Annotated in this window: 14 protein-coding genes; all 14 read right to left on the bottom strand. The window is 36.1% G+C overall.

The features are described 5' to 3' along the window. Positions 1-80 precede the first annotated feature (80 nt). Positions 81-2,489: a bifunctional aspartate kinase/homoserine dehydrogenase I gene (thrA, locus tag EQG63_RS05250; protein ID WP_129435142.1), complete on the bottom strand. Its 2,409-nt coding sequence runs from the start codon at positions 2,487-2,489 to the stop codon at positions 81-83. A 69-nt stretch (positions 2,490-2,558) separates the two neighbouring features. Next, on the bottom strand, positions 2,559-3,533 hold the full coding sequence (locus EQG63_RS05245; RefSeq protein ID WP_129435140.1) for an alpha/beta fold hydrolase: 975 nt from the start codon (positions 3,531-3,533) through the stop codon (positions 2,559-2,561). A 481-nt stretch (positions 3,534-4,014) separates the two neighbouring features. After that, the gene (locus EQG63_RS05240) at positions 4,015-5,469 is read right to left on the bottom strand and encodes a TSUP family transporter (protein ID WP_129435138.1); all 1,455 of its coding nucleotides are present in this window, start codon (positions 5,467-5,469) and stop codon (positions 4,015-4,017) included. Then, positions 5,462-6,208 carry a DUF2490 domain-containing protein gene (locus tag EQG63_RS05235; protein ID WP_129435136.1) on the bottom strand — a complete coding sequence of 249 codons (747 nt, stop codon included), beginning with the start codon at positions 6,206-6,208 and terminating at the stop codon, positions 5,462-5,464. The genes EQG63_RS05240 and EQG63_RS05235 overlap by 8 nt, the downstream gene beginning before the upstream one ends. Next, a complete protein-coding gene (locus EQG63_RS05230; protein ID WP_129435134.1) occupies positions 6,205-7,851 on the bottom strand; it encodes an NADPH-dependent assimilatory sulfite reductase hemoprotein subunit in 1,647 nt (548 codons plus the stop codon). The genes EQG63_RS05235 and EQG63_RS05230 overlap by 4 nt, the downstream gene beginning before the upstream one ends. Before the next feature lie 47 nt (positions 7,852-7,898). Beyond that, positions 7,899-9,551: a diflavin oxidoreductase gene (locus EQG63_RS05225; RefSeq protein ID WP_129435132.1), complete on the bottom strand. Its 1,653-nt coding sequence runs from the start codon at positions 9,549-9,551 to the stop codon at positions 7,899-7,901. Continuing rightward, on the bottom strand, positions 9,541-10,359 hold the full coding sequence (cobA, locus tag EQG63_RS05220; protein ID WP_129435130.1) for a uroporphyrinogen-III C-methyltransferase: 819 nt from the start codon (positions 10,357-10,359) through the stop codon (positions 9,541-9,543). Before cobA ends, EQG63_RS05225 begins: the two co-directional genes overlap by 11 nt. A gap of 80 nt (positions 10,360-10,439) precedes the next feature. Then, positions 10,440-11,348, bottom strand: a complete 909-nt coding sequence (cysK, locus tag EQG63_RS05215; RefSeq protein ID WP_129435128.1) for a cysteine synthase A — start codon at positions 11,346-11,348, stop codon at positions 10,440-10,442. A 206-nt stretch (positions 11,349-11,554) separates the two neighbouring features. After that, positions 11,555-12,370: a serine O-acetyltransferase EpsC gene (gene epsC / locus EQG63_RS05210; RefSeq protein WP_129435126.1), complete on the bottom strand. Its 816-nt coding sequence runs from the start codon at positions 12,368-12,370 to the stop codon at positions 11,555-11,557. A 1-nt stretch (position 12,371) separates the two neighbouring features. Next, a complete protein-coding gene (locus EQG63_RS05205) occupies positions 12,372-13,604 on the bottom strand; it encodes a sulfate adenylyltransferase subunit 1 (protein ID WP_129435124.1) in 1,233 nt (410 codons plus the stop codon). Positions 13,605-13,622: 18 nt separating this feature from the next. Next, positions 13,623-14,528, bottom strand: a complete 906-nt coding sequence (gene cysD / locus EQG63_RS05200) for a sulfate adenylyltransferase subunit CysD (RefSeq protein ID WP_129435122.1) — start codon at positions 14,526-14,528, stop codon at positions 13,623-13,625. An 18-nt stretch (positions 14,529-14,546) separates the two neighbouring features. Then, positions 14,547-15,242, bottom strand: coding sequence for a phosphoadenylyl-sulfate reductase (locus EQG63_RS05195; protein ID WP_129435120.1), 696 nt, complete (start codon positions 15,240-15,242; stop codon positions 14,547-14,549). Positions 15,243-15,744: 502 nt separating this feature from the next. Continuing rightward, complete coding sequence (locus EQG63_RS05190) at positions 15,745-17,226, bottom strand: PLP-dependent transferase (protein ID WP_164974455.1); 1,482 nt, start codon at positions 17,224-17,226, stop codon at positions 15,745-15,747. Further along, positions 17,226-18,398: a trans-sulfuration enzyme family protein gene (locus EQG63_RS05185; RefSeq protein ID WP_129435116.1), complete on the bottom strand. Its 1,173-nt coding sequence runs from the start codon at positions 18,396-18,398 to the stop codon at positions 17,226-17,228. Before EQG63_RS05185 ends, EQG63_RS05190 begins: the two co-directional genes overlap by 1 nt. Positions 18,399-18,759: the final 361 nt, after the last annotated feature.

Below are 18,759 nucleotides of genomic sequence, written 5' to 3'. Positions count from 1 at the left end.
AAATTTATCTGAAATCTACTTTAAATTTACAAAATAATAATTTATTTTTCTACAAAATATACTTTTACTGGTTTATAAATCTAATTTTTATCTACTATTCTTAAAATATCTCCGAAGACACCTCGTGCTGTTACCGATGCACCGGCACCGGCACCTTGAATCACAATAGGGCGTTCTCCGTAGGATTCGGTATAAATTTCAAAAATAGAATCGGAACCTTTCAATTGCCCGAGCGCAGAACTCTCGGGTACCGAAACCAATTTCACTTCCAGATTTCCTTTGTCCTGTTGTAAATCACCCGAAAGCTCACCCACATAGCGCAATACATTTCCTTGTTTTTGAGATAATTTTACCGTTTCATAATATTCGTCTAATGCTTCTAGATTGGATAAAAAAGCCTCCGTTGAAATTTGTTGTAATTTCTCAGGAATTAAATTCTGGATCTGAATTTCATCGAATTCATTTTGCAGATCCAATTCTCTGGCCAAAATCAATAATTTTCGAGCCACATCATTTCCACATAAATCCTCGCGTGGATCCGGTTCTGTAAAACCATTTGAAATAGCACCTTGCAACACTTCACTGAATGGCTTTTCTTCTACCGAAAAGTGATTGAATATAAAACTCAATGAACCCGAAAAAACCCCTTTGATTTTGGTAATATTTTCACCCGACAAATGCAACAACTTTATGGTATCAATAAGAGGTAAACCTGCCCCCACATTGGTTTCATATAAATAATTCTTCTGATTTTTTTCTAAGGCATTTCGAAGTTTTTTATAAAATTCATAACTCAAAGTATTGGCAACCTTATTGGAAGAAACCACATCAAAACTATTCTCAATCAATTCTACATAATTCGTCACAAAATCTTTGCTTGCCGTATTATCTACTGCGATTAAATTCTCTAAATGATTCTCATTGGCAAATTGAATAATATCCTGAATTGTATAAGGAATTCCATTTGTTGTGATTTCTGATTTCCAGTTATTAGTAACGCCTTTTTTATTCAGAAGGATTTTCGTAGAATTTGCAATAGCAAAAACATTCAATTTGATTCCTTTTTTCTCTTCGATTGTTTTGGCCGAAGACAAAATCTGGTCGATTAATGTTCCGCCCACCAACCCGTGACCAAAAATGGCAATGTTGATTTTTTTAGACACTCCGAAGATTTCACCATGAATCACATTCAGTGCTCTTTTTAAATCCGGCTTTTTAATCACCAAACTGATATTTCTTCCCGTACTTGTATTGTTAAACAAAATAGGAACAATCTTATTTCGGATTAAAGCGGTATACGGTTTATGGAACGTACTCAAATCCTGACCAATGATAGAAATCACCGAAATATCATCGTCGACCGTAATTTTGTTCACATCACGGGTATAAAAATCGGTTTCAAATTCCTTTTCTAATCCGATTAAGGCATCCGAAGCTCTCTCGGTATTCACTACAATTCCGATACCTCTTTCAGAGGAACCTTGCGAAATAATACTCACACTGATAGCATTATCAGCCATAACCTTAAAAATTCGAGCATCGACTCCAGTTTTACCTAGCAATCCTCTTCCTTCCAGATTAATTAAAGAAACATTATCTAAAATTGACAACGATTTGATACCTTCATTGGTTTGCTCTGCAGTTATTAGAGTTCCTTCATTGTCCGGATTGAATACATTTAAAATGCGCAACGGAATATTTTTTTCCACTAATGGAATGATCGTTTTGGCATGGAGAATATTGGCTCCAAAATTGGCCAACTCATTTGCCTCATTAAAGGACAATCGCTCAATTTTTTTAGCATCCGAGACCAAATCTGGATTTGCCGTATAAATTCCGTCGACATGGGTAAAATTCTGAAACTCTTCTGCATCTAGATAATTCGCCAATAAAGACGCTGTGTAATTACTTCCGTTACGACCTAAAGTTGTGGTTTCACCTTGTAAAGTCGAAGCAATAAATCCAGTTACCACCGAAATTCCTTCGTTATTTTCAAAAGATTTTTGGATGTTTTTTTGGGTTACTGAATCGATAGGTTGTGCGTTTCCGAAAGTAGCATCGGTTTTAATCAATTCTCTAGCGTCAACAAATCGGGCTTTCAATCCTTTTTCGTTCAAAACCGAAGTCACATATTTCGCGGAAAGAATTTCACCAAAAGCCACCACCTGATCTTTAATTTTTTCACTATAATCACCTAATAAGCTAACCCCTTCAAGCAATTTTTCCAAGCTCAAGAATTCTGTTTTGAACAAACTTGGACAAAAATTATTCGTTTGATACGTTTTAAAAAGATTCAAATTTGATTCATAATCCGAACCTTTTTTAGCTGCTTCCAAAAGTTCCAAAAGTTCATCAGTAGCATTTCCTCTAGCCGAAACGACCACTGAAATTGTTTCACCATCAAAATACTTTTTTGCAATAATTGAAATTACTTGATCAATTCCTTTTCCGTTCCCAAGGGACTTCCCTCCAAATTTTAATATCTTCATTGTTGTGTTTTTTTTTTAAATAACCGGCAAGTCAACATGGTACTTACCGGCTTGCTGTGTGTTTTGTGTTTAGTTAGTTTGTATTGTAAAAATGGGCTTTAAAATCGTATTCAGCTGTTCGTATTCGATTAAAAAAGCATCGTGGCCATGGATAGAATCAATTTCAGAATACTGTATTTTATCATTTAGCATTTTTAATTTCTGATGGGTTTTGCGATTTTCCTCGGGTATAAAAAAATAATCACTATTGATTGCAATCTGATGTATTACTGCTTTGGTCTCGACAGCAAAAGCGAGTAAATCGTTTTCTGTGATACTTTGACCAATGGTTTTCAACAAATGATTCATCAACTTATAAGAAGACAATAAAAATCGCTCTTCCAATTTATTTCCGTGGTGCAACAACCAGGATTCGACCTGAAACAATCCTTCTTTTTCTTCGGCAAGGAACTTAGTCTGCAATGAATGTGGCGTTCTATACAACAACATGGCATGCAAACGTGCGTCGTGTATGGGTCGAATCGAATTATTCAGAATCTGATCCTGTACCAAAACATTACCAATAAGCCAGTCAGTCGCTTTATAATTTGTGGCAATCGGGATAATGAATTGAATCGCTTTAGGTTTTAAAAACCCCATTTCCCAAGCTATTCCTCCACCTAAACTTCCTCCGATAACTGCAAAAAGCTGATTTACACCTATTTTTTCTAATCCTTCCCAAAACAAAGCTGCAATAACAGTCGTTGAATATTCTTTATAGTTGTCAATACTATTTTCAACCTTTCCATCAAAACCATTTCCGGGTATATTGAAACAGATTACCGTAAATTTTTCGGTATCAATGACTTCTTTTTCACCAATTAAACTTTTCCACCATCCGTTTTTCCCTGATACATTTGAATTTCCCGTGAGTGCATGATTGACTACAACCACTGGAGCAGTAGCAATTGGTCGACCAAAAACCTGATAGCTCAGTTCGACATCGTTCCCAACCAGTATTGCTTGTAGTGGGTTACTTTCAATTATGTTAAATACATCACTCATACATTTTTTTTTAAAAGACCACCTTCAGTATTAAAACCAAAGGCAGTCTTAACAAACAAAAAACAAATTTTAAAACCGTAATGACATCATTACAAGACTAAGTATTCATAAAAAAACCTCTGGTTTTAAGCAGAGGTTGTATTGGCATTTTATAATTTAAAATTATGCAATAATATCCTCAGCGGCATATAGCCACATCATCATTATCATATTGCACATTGTTGTTTTCATATATGTAAAATTTATTTTTTAGCGGTCATATATGGTATCGCTTTTATTTTTTGGTGTTTGCTTGCGCAAACTTCTTCTTAATGGCGATTTCATATCATTTATTTACAGGGCAAATGTAGAATGTTTTTCTAATTAAAAAAATATTATAGATTATTTTTCTAAATTTTGCTTAGTAATTTAATTATATTGGTTTATTTTTCTAATCACATTCATTTTAAATTGAAATAATTCTACCATTAGTCCTTTTACGTTAAAATATCTTTAGTAACATTCTTACACTGAATACAATTACCAAAAAAGCAACCAACAATAATGCTGTTTTTTGAGGTAGTTTACCTGCCATTCTAGCTCCGATGGGTGCTGCAGCAGAACCACCCAGAATCAATCCCAAAATAATATACCAATGACTGATACCCAATGATGCAAAAAAAGTAATGGAAGCCGCCAACGTGACAAAGAATTCCGCCAGACTCACGGTACCAATCACATAGCTAGATTTTCTTCCTTTGGCTAATAGTGTGGAGGTCACAATTGGCCCCCAGCCACCGCCGCCGAAAGCATCAAAAAAGCCACCTGAAAAACCAAGAAATCCTGTATTCTTTAATTTTTGCTTTTCGATTTTTTTTCTGAAAGCCAGAATAATCAATCGGATTCCAATCAGTAATGTATAACTCGCTAGAATTCCATAAGTAATTACTTCGTATTTTTCACCCAGATAAATTAAGAGCAAAGCGCCGGCTATCGCTCCAATTACACCCGGAATGGCAATCCAGAAAAACAATTTCTTGTTTACGTTTCCGAATTTATAATGCGAAAAACCACTGATTCCACTAGAAAACATTTCGGCAGTATGAATACTTCCACTGATGGCTGGCAGTTTAATTCCGAGTAACATCATGCTTGTAGAACATGTTACCCCATAACCCAAACCCAAAGCACCATCCACTAATTGCGCAAAAAAACCAACCAGAAGCATTCCGAAGAAAACATTCGTGATTTTTTGAAAATAAGAAACCGTTTCATCAAAAGTAACAAACTTCGATACTCCGAAACCAACAAAAAAAACCATAAATAACAATGTTATTTCAAGCACTAATCTTTGGTATTTCTTCGTTGCTTTCTTCTCTCTTTTTTTGGAAGAAAGACTTTCTGTTGCCCTGTTCAAATCGGCTAATTTTTGACCAAAATCACCTTTATGTTCCCTTCTGTATTGATTCAATTGATCAATACTTTTGTCGATTCCATCCGGAATGACATCTGTAAAATATTCCCGCATTCTTTTTGCCAAAACGGGTGATTTACCATTAGTGGAAATCGCAATCTTCAGTGTTCCTTTATTGACAATAGATCCAAGGTAAAAATCACACAAATCAGGCTGATCGGCAGCATTGACTTTGATTCCTTCCGCTTTGGCTAATTCTCTGATTCTGGAATTTAATATTGGCACATCGGTAGCGATGATGACAAAATCCTTTTCTAAAACATCAGCACCTTCGAAAGGCCTCTCCAAAAGCACTACATTGTTATTTTGAGCGCCAATTTCAAGCACTTTCGGATGAAAATAAGTCGCAACAATTGTGATTCTAATAGCAGGATTTTGCCGCAATAAAGTTTCGGTTTTTTCCAAACCAACATTTCCACCGCCTACGATTAAAAAGTGAGCCGTTTCTGTTTTCAAAAAAATTGGGAAAAGCGTATTAGTCATTTTCTTTCTTTTTTAAATCAATAGTGTGAAATACAGAAAATCTTAAGATGTCTCTATTGTAAAAATCAACTCCTGTCTTTTGTTGTTGAAACCAGTCCATACAACCCATTTCAATCGCATAGGAATCATTAAACTTATAATTCAGCGCAAGATAAACTCTGTTTTGATCGAACGTATTTTTAACTATTTTACTCCCTACATTAAACATTATTTCATCTTTCAACTTTAAAATTATTTTCTCTTTTTCTTTTTTTTTCCATAGTGGAAAATCTAAACCCAGCTGATACCTAAATCTGAAGTTTGAAAACCGAAATCCATCAACCAATTTGCCATTTTTTACATCGTGAAAAAAACGAGCTTCAGCTTTGTAACGATGATTAATAGTAATAAAGCTAAGTTTTTGTTTATTATTAAATCCTAAGTCTGGCCTAAGTTCAGGAACTGTGAGATTACTTTCAGATTCAGGATTATTGGGATTTTGTAAAAAATAAGTTACTCCTGCAGATGCATTCCAATTACCTATCAACTTTCTTTCCAAATATGATCTAAAAACCAACTGATGTTGTGCTGTTGGATTATAGAATTGGCGCTCTTGAATTTCACTCAACAAAGACCATTTTTCATTAAATTTTAATGTATTATAATATCCATACCAAATAAGCTGTTGTTTTTCTATATTTTTTTGTGCCAATAAAAGCTTTGGAAATAATAAAACTGTAAGCAAAATTATTTTTTTCATTTTTCTAAAATCACACGATAAGTAAAATCGCCAAAAGTTTCTTGTTCCAGCTTTTCATTCACATACCTTCCTAATAAAACATCTATTTCTTCTAAAATCTGAGTTTCCGTTTGTTTCTCTTTGTAAATTGTATTCAAGCGCGTTCCGAAACGATCGCCTCCCAACATAAAATTGTATTGTTCGGGTCCTGTTCCCACAAAGCCAAGTTCTGCGACATACGGACGTCCACATCCATTAGGACACCCGGTCATGCGAATGGTAATTTCATCTTGTGTTAACTCATGCTTAGCCAACATTGGTTCGATTTTAGTCACCAATTCCGGCAGGTAACGTTGTGCTTCAGCCAATGCTAGCGGACAAGTTGGCAATGCCACACAGGCCATCGAATTTTTTCGCAAAGCACTCACCTGTTTCTCAATATCATGTTGAAGCAATAAAGCTTCCACTTTTGCTTTATTATTCTCATCAATTTCTCCCAAAATCAGATTTTGATTTCCTGAAAAAATGAAATTGTTAACATTCAATTGTGCTAATTCGTACAAAAATTGTTTTTGATACGGTTTCACCACTCCGTGTTCGACAAATAGTGTATAAAACCATTTTCCATCATGATTTTGTTCCCAACCAAAACGATCACTTCTTTCGGTAAAAGTGTACGGTCTTTCTGGCTCCAATTCAAATCCGATACGGCTTTCCAACTCTTTTTTGAAACCTTCTACGGTTAATTTATCGACTGTATATTTCAATCGGGATAATTTTCTATCTACACGATTTCCGAAGTCACGTTGTACCGTTAAAATTTCATACACAGCCTTCAACGTTTTTTCTTCGGTATCGGTAAATCCGATAATACTTCCCAAGCGCGAATACGTATTCGGATTACCGTGCGTTGTTGCCAACCCACCACCAATTGCGATATTAAAACCTTTTAATTCTTCTTTTTCAATAATGGCTATCAACCCAATATCATTGGTAAACACATCGACATCGTTACTTGGCGGAATCGCGATTGCAATTTTAAATTTTCGAGGCAAATAGCGATCTTCATACAACGGATCGGCTTCCGATGAACGTTCGTAAATTTTTTCACCGTCGATAAACACTTCGTAATAGGATTGCGTTTTAGGTAGAAGTAACGTTGAAATCTTATCGGCATATTCATAAATCTGCTGATGAATGGGTGAAATTTGTGGATGCGAACTCACAATTACATTTCGGTTTACGTCACCACATGCCGCGATAGAATCTAATTTCGCAGTATTAAACGCCTGAATTGTTGGTCGTAATTGATGTTTTAGCAAACCATGCAATTGTACCGTTTGTCTGGTGGTAATTTTTAATGTTCCTGTTCCGTACTGTTCCGAAATTTCGTGTGTAGCCAACCATTGCTTAGCATTAATTACGCCACCAGGAATACGCAAACGAATCATAAATGAATACAATTTGTCTAACTTTTTTGCCGCTCTTTCGGCGCGGCGGTCACGGTCATCCTGCACATACATGCCGTGGAATTTCACTAGGGTTTCATCATCCGGACGTACATTACCCGTATGATTATCCAAATCGATACTTTCTTTCAAAGTACCTCGAAGACCATCACTCTTGGTCTTAATATGTTCTACTGCTGATAATTTATCGCTCATTTTATTTTTAGCTTTCAGCTACTAGCATTTAGCTATTAGCTGGATTATTAATACACGTCTTTTTGGTATTTTCCTTGATTTTCCAATGCCTCCAGAACTTTTTTTGCTTCATCAACTGAGACATTACGTTCTTTTGCAATCACTTCCAGAATCACTTCTTCCACATCTTGACTCATCGGATTTTTTTGTCCACAGATATAAATGGATGCGCCATTTTCCAACCAAGCATTGAATTCTTTTCCTTTTTCTCGGATTCGATCCTGCACATAAATTTTGCGTTCCTGATCTCTTGAAAAAGCCGTATCCAACTTCGTTAAAACACCTGTAGTCAGCCACTCCTGAATTTCCGTTTGGTAATAGAAATCCAATACAAAATGCTGTTCCCCAAAAAACAGCCAGTTTTTACCTTCTGCGCCAGTTACATCTCTTTCTGCCAAGAAACTTCTGAAAGGGGCAATACCCGTTCCCGGACCAATCATAATGATATCGATTTCAGCTTTTGGTAATCGGAAATTTTGATTTTTATGGATGTAGAATTCTAATACTGAATTCATTGGAAAATCAGCTAAAAACCGAGAAGCCAAGCCTGTCCTTAACTCATCATCAACGCTAAACTTATTCAAATTTACCGTCAGATGTACTTGTCCGTCATGCGCTTCAGCTGAAGAAGAAATCGAATACAATCGTGGAGCAATAGGATGAAGCAAATCAACTACTTCAGCTAATTTTACCTTTTTTGGTTGGTATTTCTGAATGATATCTAACAAATTCGCTTTCTCTTCATTGATTTCAATTTCAAACAAAGTTGAAAAAGCTTCCATTGTTTTTTTAGACAAACCCCGAACATTTTTATCGGCAAGAATTGTAAATTTTTCTTCACCGAAATAGGCAGCAATAGCTTTAATTTCTTCCTCATTATTTTTCGGAAAAACACCTAAAGCATCTCCAGGTTCATATACTACCTCATCATCCGAAGTAATTTCGATGTGATAGGTTTCTTTATTCGAACCGCTATCATTCAACACAACTTTATGACTAATTATTCCCGTGTGATTTTTTTTATGAGAAACTGATGTTGACTGTTTTACTTGAACTGCTGTGGTTCCTTGATTTTGAAAAACTTTTTGTAAATCGGATTCCCAATGGCTGACAACATCGCTATAATCGACATCGGCTTTTACTAATGGTATTAATCTTTTAGCTCCTTTTTCGGCCAAAACCTCATCCAACAAAACACCCGCATTACAGAACAACGGATAAGAAGAATCACCAAGCCCAAGTACGGCATACGAAACCTTGTTCAAATTTGCTTCCGAAGCCTTCAATTTTTCATAAAAACCTACTGCATTTTGAGGAAATTCTCCTTCTCCTTGCGTACTCATCACAAATAGCACCAAATTTTCTTTTTCCAGTTTGGCCACATCGTATTGAAACACATCGACAGCCTTTGCTAGGATTTTATTCTTTTTGAAAGTTGCCAATAATTGCGAGGCTACTTTTTTAGAATTTCCGGTTTCGGTACCATAAATAATCAATGGTTTTACTGCCACTGGCAAACTTGTTGCAATTGCAGGAATCGTTACTCCTAATCGGTTTTGATCTAAAAACCCAGCGAGGTATCCTTTCGTCCAAATGATTTCGTCATTGGATGCGTTTTGCACCAATTGTTGTAATAAACTTAATTTAGTATCAGATAGCATTTTGATAAATTATTTTATGGTTATCGAAATAAGATTCCGTTGTACTTTTTTCTGTGAACCATTGAAATTGATGGTGTAGATTCACAACTTTACCAATAATCAGCAGTGTAGGCACGTACTCAAATTCGGGCAATTCCTTATGCTGAATTTCCTCAAAAGAAAACACCCTGGTTTTTTGGTCGGGCGTAGTCGCTTGTTGCACTACCGCTATTCCTTTTGTTGTATCAATTTTATGATGTAAAAGCTGTTGGGTTAACGTATTCAATCGCTGACCACTCATGTAAAATACCAAAGTATCTTCAGTCGTTGCCCAATCCTTCCATTGATGCGACGAAACAGTATTCAAATCATACAAAGTCAGAAAACGCACCCCTCTCGAATGATCCCTGGCTGTTAACGGAATTCCCGTGTAAGCCGCAGCCCCAAAGGCAGCCGAAACACCCGGAATAATTTCATATGGTATTTCATGTTTCTTAACTGTTTGCAATTCATCTAAAACATTAGAAAACAAAGTAGCATCGCCACCTTTTAATCGCAATACTAATTTACCTTGCAATGCAAATTCCACTATAAGTTCATTAATATCTCTTTGAGGTGTCCAAATACCTTTAGAACATTGTTTGCCTACGTAAATTACTTCTGCGTCTTTGCGTGCATATTGATCAATTAATAAAGGCGACACCAATCGGTCGGTTAAAACCACATCGGCAGTTTGTAAATATTTTAAGGCTTTCAGGCTGATTAAATCGGGATCACCCGGACCAGCTCCCGCCAAAACAACTTTCCCTTTTTTTGCTATTTGTATCATATTCTTTTTAAAAATTAAGCATAGAAATGGCTGTTCCGCATTCAAAACGAAAGATAATTTCTACAAAAAATTACTGCTTTTTAGAACAATCCTTCTATGGAAAGATACCGTTCGCCAGTATCGTAATTAAAGGTTAATACTACCGCATCATCAGGTAATGACGCTACTTTTTTGGCTACGGCTGCTAATGAAGCCCCTGTTGAAATTCCGACTAAAATTCCTTCTTGCTTGGCAATATTTCTGGTGTATCCAAAGGCTTCTTCTTTAGAAACTTGAATCACCTCATCAATTAAACTTCCATGGTAATTTTCTGGAACAAAGCCAGCACCAATTCCTTGAATTGGATGCGGAGATGGACTACCACCACTTAAAACAGGTGACAATTCTGGTTCAACTGCAATCACTTTAACATTCGGAAATTTGGCTTTAACCACCGAAGCAACGCCCGAAATATGCCCACCTGTTCCTACACCGGTAATGATGTAATCCAATCCGTCGGGGAAATCGGCAAGGATTTCCTGAGCGGTGGTTTTTTGATGCACTTCAATATTTGCTGGGTTATTAAACTGTGAGGGCGACCAGGCATTAGGTGTTTGATTCACCAATTCGGCAGCACGTTCAATGGCTCCTTTCATTCCTTTTTCACGGGGTGTAAGGTCAAATTCGGCACCATAAATCTCCATCAACTTTCGACGCTCTACACTCATCGATTCTGGCATTACCAAAATCACTTTATAACCTTTCACTGCAGCTACCAAAGCCAATCCGATTCCAGTATTTCCAGAAGTGGGCTCGACAATAACGCTTTCTGGTTTTAAAATTCCTTTGGCTTCCGCATCTTCAATCATGGCTAACGCAATACGATCTTTGATACTGTTTCCGGGATTATTTCTTTCTATTTTTATGTAAACATTTTTGTTCCCAAAAAGTTTATTGATTTTTACCACGGGTGTATTTCCTATGGTTTCTAAAATAGTATTTGCTTTCATTTCGCTATGTGTTTATTTGTTATTTACTTCGTCTGTTCGCTAGCACTCGTGTGTGCTCAATGCTGTCGCTTTTGCTCAAGTCATCTCGCTTGATTTTATTTTATTAATGTTTCGATGCTGTCGCCTTTGCTTCGCCAATTCGCAATAGCTCGGGTCAGGCTCGAGTCATTTCTACTGTATTGTTTATTATTATTCGCTGATAGTTATTAAATCACGTAATTCAACGCTTCCGGGAATTCGCTTTTTTGTTTGATTTCGATTTCGCTTTTATGATACACTAGTGAACTTTGAGGAACCGAATGCGTTAACCAAACATTACCTCCAATTATTGAATTTTCACCTATTATGGTATTCCCTCCTAAAATGGTGGCATTCGCATAAATGGTTACATTATTTTCAATGGTTGGATGACGTTTTACGGAAGCATTTTCTTTTGAAACCGACAAAGCTCCTAGCGTTACGCCTTGGTAAATTTTTACATTATTTCCAATTTTAGAAGTTTCACCAATTACAATTCCTGTTCCGTGATCGATGAAAAAGTTTTCTCCAATTTCGGCTCCGGGATGAATATCAATACCCGTCTTACCATGCACATATTCCGTAATAATTCGAGGAATTACAGGTACATTTAATTTCCAAAACACATTGGCAATTCGGTAAGCGGTAATGGCGAAAAATCCAGGATAAGCTATTAATACTTCTTCTTTCGATTTTGCTGCCGGATCAAATTTTACAATAGTTTCCAAATCATTGGTCAACACATAGTGTAACGTTTCTATTTGTTCGAAAAAGTAATTGGAATACACTACAATTTGATTGGTATCTTCGACCGTTTTAGCCAAAATATTCTGAAGTTTAATTTGGAGTAATTTTTCTTTATTCTGAAAAAATCGATAATTATTATACTCCTGATTGATATCAAACAACCAATTGATCAGCTCGTCAATCCATTCTTCAACATTCTTTTTGTTGATTGGATTTCGGGATCTTTCTTGATTTTTTAAGTAAATTGAATAGGACATATTACAAAAACATTAAGGCTCCCACCGTGTTATAACTTGTTTCATCTATCAGTATAGCATTTCCCGATTTTGGATTTTTATCAAACGGATCATAAAACAATGGCTGATTGGTTTTCAGACTAATTTGAGCTATATCATTTAATCCTATCGTTGTATCCTTCGTAAATTCCCAATCGTTGACATTCCATTTCTGATTTATCGCCTGCACCTTTACCCTTACATTTTTAAAACGATGTTGTAACAAATACGTTTTTCCCAATTGAAATGGCTGTGTATCCAACCAAGAAATCCATGAAGTAATTTCGGCAGACTCAGTAGGCAGTTCGTTTGACAATACGACAGTATCACCACGACTGATGTCTATTTCTTTTTCAAAGTGCAGCACCACATTATCACCCGCTAGTGCCCAATTAATTTCTTCCCCATTTTTCTCCACTTTTACAATTTTTGTTTCGATTCGAGCTGGAAGGATTGTCACTATATCACCTACTTTATACGCTCCGCTCAATACTAGTCCAGCATACCCTCGGTAGTCGTGATACTTCTCATCTTTTGGACGAATTACCCATTGCACTTGAAATCGCGAAGCCAGATCTTCCGTTGTATTTAATTCAACCGATTCTAACGTTTCCAGCAACGCCTTTCCTTGGTACCAAGGTGTATTTTCTGATTTTCGAACAATATTATCTCCAACCAAAGCACTTACCGGAATGTATGTCACGGCATCATATTTCAATTCTTTTTTAATCGTTTCAAAATCGGCTTTAATTTGGTTGAAAGTCGGTTCAGAATAATTCAGCAAATCAATTTTATTGATAGCGATGATGGCTTTTTTAATCCCCATCAGCGAACCGATACTGGCGTGACGTTTGGTTTGTTCAGTAATTCCTTTACGCGCATCTACCAATAGAATAATCAAATCCGAATTGGACGCACCCGTAACCATATTTCGGGTATATTGCTCATGGCCAGGCGCATCGGCAATGATGAATTTTCTTTTCTTGGTTGAAAAATACTTATAGGCTACATCAATGGTAATTCCTTGTTCGCGTTCGGCACGAAGACCATCGGTAATTAGTGATAAATCAATATCCACTCCTTCTTGTTTCGTTTGCTTTTGCAAAACGCCTAACTGGTCAGTATGTATGCTGTCGGAATCATAAAGTAAGCGTCCTATCAAGGTACTTTTACCATCGTCTACGTTTCCTGCTGTTATAAATCGTAATGTGTTCATTTTCTTGTTGCTTTAAGCTTAAAAATATCCTTGTTTTTTTCGGTCTTCCATGGCAGCTTCCGATAATTGATCGTCTAATCGGGTTTGGCCTCTTTCGCTGATTCTGGTTTGAATAATATCTTCAATAATATCCTGAATTGTTGCGGCGGAAGAAGGAACTGCGGCGGTACAGGTCATATCACCAACGGTCCTATAGCGTACTTTTTCAACTACTACCGTATCGTGTTTTTCTGGCTGAATAAATTGTGACGTTGCCACTAATTTATCCTGGTGCAGTATGCATTCTCTGTTATGGGCGAAATACAGACTTGGCAATTCGATATTGTATTTTTGAATGTAATTCCACACATCTAATTCGGTCCAATTACTGATTGGAAAGACCCGTACGTTATGTCCTTTTTGTACTTTCCCATTTAAAACATCCCATAATTCAGGACGTTGCAACTTAGGATCCCACTGACCAAAATCATCACGTACCGAAAAAATACGTTCTTTCGCTCTTGCTTTTTCCTCGTCGCGACGCGCTCCACCAATGCAGGCGTCAAATTCATTTTCCTGAATCGTGTCGAGTAAAGAATAGGTTTGCAAAGCATTCCGAGAAGGAAATTTGCCTGCCGTTTCTTTTAAATTGTATTTTTTTATACTGTCTTCTACATTTCCAACAATTAGTTTTTCGCCAATTTCATGGACTAATTTATCTCTGAAGGCAATCGCTTCTGGAAAATTATGTCCTGTATCAATATGTACCAATGGAAATGGAAATTTTCCTGGTCGAAAGGCTTTCAGCGCCAAATGCACCAACACAATTGAATCTTTTCCTCCTGAAAACAATAGTGCCGGTTTTTCAAATTGTGCCGCCGTTTCACGAAGAATATAAATCGCTTCGTTTTCTAATTGCTCTAAATAATTATTTGATATTGACATTTGTTTTTCTCTTTTGATTTATTGATGTAATCCACATTCTTTTTTGGTTTGGTCTTCCCACCACCAGCGTCCTGCTCTGAAATCTTCACCCTGCCGCACTGCTCTAGTACAGGGTGCACATCCGATGCTGATAAAATTCTGATCGTGTAATGTATTGTAGGGTACTCCTTTCTGTTTTAAATAATGAAGCACTTCATCTGTTGTCCAATACAACAACGGATTGTATTTGTACAACTGATTTTGTTCGTCCCATTGAATGATTTCGAAGTCATTTCGGTTGTCTGATTGTTCTGCCCGTAACCCAGTTATCCAAATTTTAGCCCCTTTCAACGCTTTTTTCAACGGCACTACTTTTCGGATATGACAACATTCTTTTCGAAGACTAACCGAATTATAAAAACCATTGATACCGTTTTGGTTGACATAGGTTTCCAAATCATCGGCATCTGGATAATACACCCGAATGGGCTGATTGTATTGTAGCAAGGTTTTATCCCAAACGGCATAGGTTTCCGGGAATAATCGTCCGGTATCTAAGGTAAAAGTTTCCACATTTTTTAATTTCTGATGGAACACCGCATGACTGATTACCTGATCTTCGATTCCGAAACTCGTGGAAAAAACAATTTTATCTTTAAAATTTTCCGAGAGAAAACGCAATCCATCCTCCAAGTTTTCGATTTGCGATAATTGATTTAAAAAACTAGTACTCATTTGTTTTTGTTTGTTGTTTTAAAATAAAAAAGTCCTTTTGGAGCTATTACCAAAAGGACTTTATAGTGGAACTATAACAAGATTAAGTCTTCATATATGGCAATAGAGAGTTGGAGTGCTTACAGCACTTCGCACAACAACAGTTTGACATCTTATTTATAATTCTTTTTGACATTATTTATTTTCTTCTGATAATTTAAATTCTTTTAAACAAAAAAACCTCTGCTTGCGGCAGAGGTTCTTTAATATATTGCAAAACAATTTATACAATACTGTCCCCTGCGGAAATCTTCCCCATGAAGCAACAAGTAATACAAATTGTCTGTTTCATTTTTATTAATTTTCAACTTTGCAAATGTAGATTAATTTTCTTTAAATACAAGTTTTAAAGATTATTTTTCTGTATTTTGTTAATTAAACTATTGTTTTTAGATTTCAGTTCTAAATTTTTATTCTTAATCAGAATAATAATTTACGAAAAAGCAGTATTCTAATTCTTTTATCACTCTTCAAAAACCGAATTAAAAACCCTTATAATATCTTCAATGCGTTCGTTACCGACAGAAACCCTCAAGATATTAGGATTCATACCTTTTTCGTGTAATAATTTTATTCCTTCTTCCGATTTTGTCAATTCATAATGTGCCAAATACACATAAGGCATCACCAACGTAAATTCGGTTCCCAAACTTGGTCCTTTAGCGACTTGTAATTGATCATAATACGGTGCGATATCCTCTTCCAATTCAATTGTCAACAAACCTGGGATGACTCCAGAATTATTGAGTTTTTTATAATTTTCAGCCGAAGCATTTTCCAAGACACTCCAAACCTTTTTTATTGCTTTTTTTTGAGTAAGCACTTCTATTAACTGCTTCGTATTTTCAGAAGATTTTAAAACCCTTTTTTCATAATCCACAATTTCGAAACCTATCCTATCCGCTTCATTCTTGTGAGGTGGCACTACAAAAATTTCAAAAATTTCAGGTGAAATTCCGGATGATTCAGCAACAAAAATCACCCCCATCAAGACATCACCTTTTCCACAAGCAAACTTAGACAAACTCTCTACAGCTACATCGCAATATTGTAAAACTGAAGCATTAAAAGGCGTTATCAAAGTAGCATCTAACACCAATTTTACTCGGTATTTTTTACAAATCGAATACAAAGCAATAATATCTACACATTGAATTTTAGGATTCGAAACCACTTCCGTCACTACAACCGACACTTTTGTATGATTAACTTGCAACCAGCTTTCCAATTGTTGTAAATCATGGACATTTAATTGCAAATACGATTGTTGGCTTCTTTTCTGAATGACTTCCATCGTATCTACATACAACCAACCCAACTGCACGACAACATTTTTTTCTTTTGATTTTTCAGATGAAACCAAACCTTCACAAACCGCAAAAAAAGCATTTGCTCCCGAATTGGTCAGCACCACATTTTCAGTCTTTGCCTTATAAGCATCCGACAAAACAGAGACCACCGCATTATGCCCTGATACTACTCTATCCTCTTCAAAAGGTTTTTCCAAAAGCCCCAAATTACACAAAGTTGATTCTGCTTGACGCGAACTAATGATTAGTCCTGCGTTTCGAATATAATCTTTGATTTGTTGGATTCGGCTGTCGTTTTGATTCAGAAGTACAAAAACATTTCCATCCAATTCTATATAATCCAACTTATCTTGAATCAAATATGACAAAATCCCATATGCTTTCAACGATGTTATAGGCAACAAAATCAAATCAGCAGCAACCTCAAATCGCTCCACAACGTAATCCAGTAATACTTGTACTTGTTTGTTTCTGAAAAATCTCGGATAGCCTGATTTCATTTTTCCAATTACGGAAATATCACCTTCTTCATAGCCAATCACATCATCAAGTGTAGGCAAACTCACCGAAACCGCATGCGGATTTAGAAATGGCAACGCTTCACCACATGGAATATGACACAGATAATCGCTCATTAATTCACGCATTTTAAAACCACCGATGCAATTGCCTGTTTCAAATCCTGAATTAAATCTTCAGTATCTTCCAAACCCACAGAAATTCTCACGGTCGCTTTTGTTAAACCAATTTTCTTTAAATCTGCTTCAGAATAAGTCGCATGACTCATTCTTGCCGGAATTTCCAAACGAGAATCAGCCGTTCCGAAAGAAACTTTCTCGCCGAACAATTTTGAATTTTTAATCAACGCTTCTGCTAGCGCTTCACTTTCCAATTGCACTGTTAAGACCGAAGGCACAATTTTCATCTGTCTCTTTACCAATTCGTATTGCGGATGAGATGGCAAACCAGGAAATTTCACATCAATAACTTCCGGAATTTCCAGTAAATATTGGGCTAAACGCAAGGCACTTTGCTCTTGTGTTTTCATTCTGTAGACCAATGTTGGCAGACCAAGGGAAACTAAAAAAACATCAAATGGACTTTGAGCCCTTCCTTGTGCATTCGAAAAATACTGCAATTTTTCAGCCCAATCCTGAGATTTTGCCACAATAGCACCCGCCACTACACTTCCATGACCGGATATAAATTTAGTAGCAGAAAACAAAGAGAAATCAGCACCTAAATCCAATGGTCGCTGCGAAGCGAATGTAGCCATACTGTTATCGACCGCAAATAGTGAATCATACTTTTTAACCCTCTTTGCAATACTTTCCAAATCGATAATTTTCAACCCAGGATTTGTAGGCGATTCACACAACACCAATCGGATAGCATTGTTTTTCAAGATTTCTTCCACCTCTTCTTCTTCGGTAAAATCAGCATAAAACGTTTGGATATTATTTTTTTCAAAAAGTACATTCAGCAAACGATACGTTCCTCCGTAACAATCTTTTTCAACCAAAACAACATCACCCGATTTCAATACCGTTTCAAACAACAAAGAAATAGCCGCAATCCCTGTGTTTGTACACACACCGCCTGCGCCATTTTCAGCTAGTGTAAAAATCTCCTCTAATGCATTACGGGTAGGATTGTCAGTACGCGAATAATCATACACCTTATCACATCCGAATTGTCGTTTTAAATCGAAGGTCGCTGTATTATATATCGGAAGATGTGTCGCTCCATAAGCATCTATGGTGTTACAATGTTGTGTGATATTTGCTAATAATGTTTCCAGTTGCATAATTTATGTTGTTTAATGTTTAGTAAAAAAAAACCTCTGCAAAAGCAGAGGTGACTATTATTTCGATTGAATTTATAGCATAACATCCTCTGCAGAATTCCTCCACATCATCATGAATGCCATCATATTTTTAAATTCTTTTTTCATTGCTTTATTTTAACAAGGCAAAATTAGAAATATTTTCTTTTAAAAAAACATTAATAGATTATTTTTCTATTTTTTATTATTTTAAATAAACAAACCAGTTTTTTATTCTAATTAAAATATTTTGAATAAAATTAAAATCTTAAAAAACAAGAATTCACCAACTTAAATTTCAGCGAGTTATAAAAAATAAAGTCAATATTAATTTGTAATTCAA

The organism is Flavobacterium amnicola (assembly GCF_004122165.1).
GTDB classification, from domain to species: Bacteria; Bacteroidota; Bacteroidia; order Flavobacteriales; family Flavobacteriaceae; genus Flavobacterium; species Flavobacterium amnicola.
The sequence above is the reverse complement of the archived record's forward strand: the minus strand, read 5'-3'. Positions and strand labels throughout refer to the sequence as shown.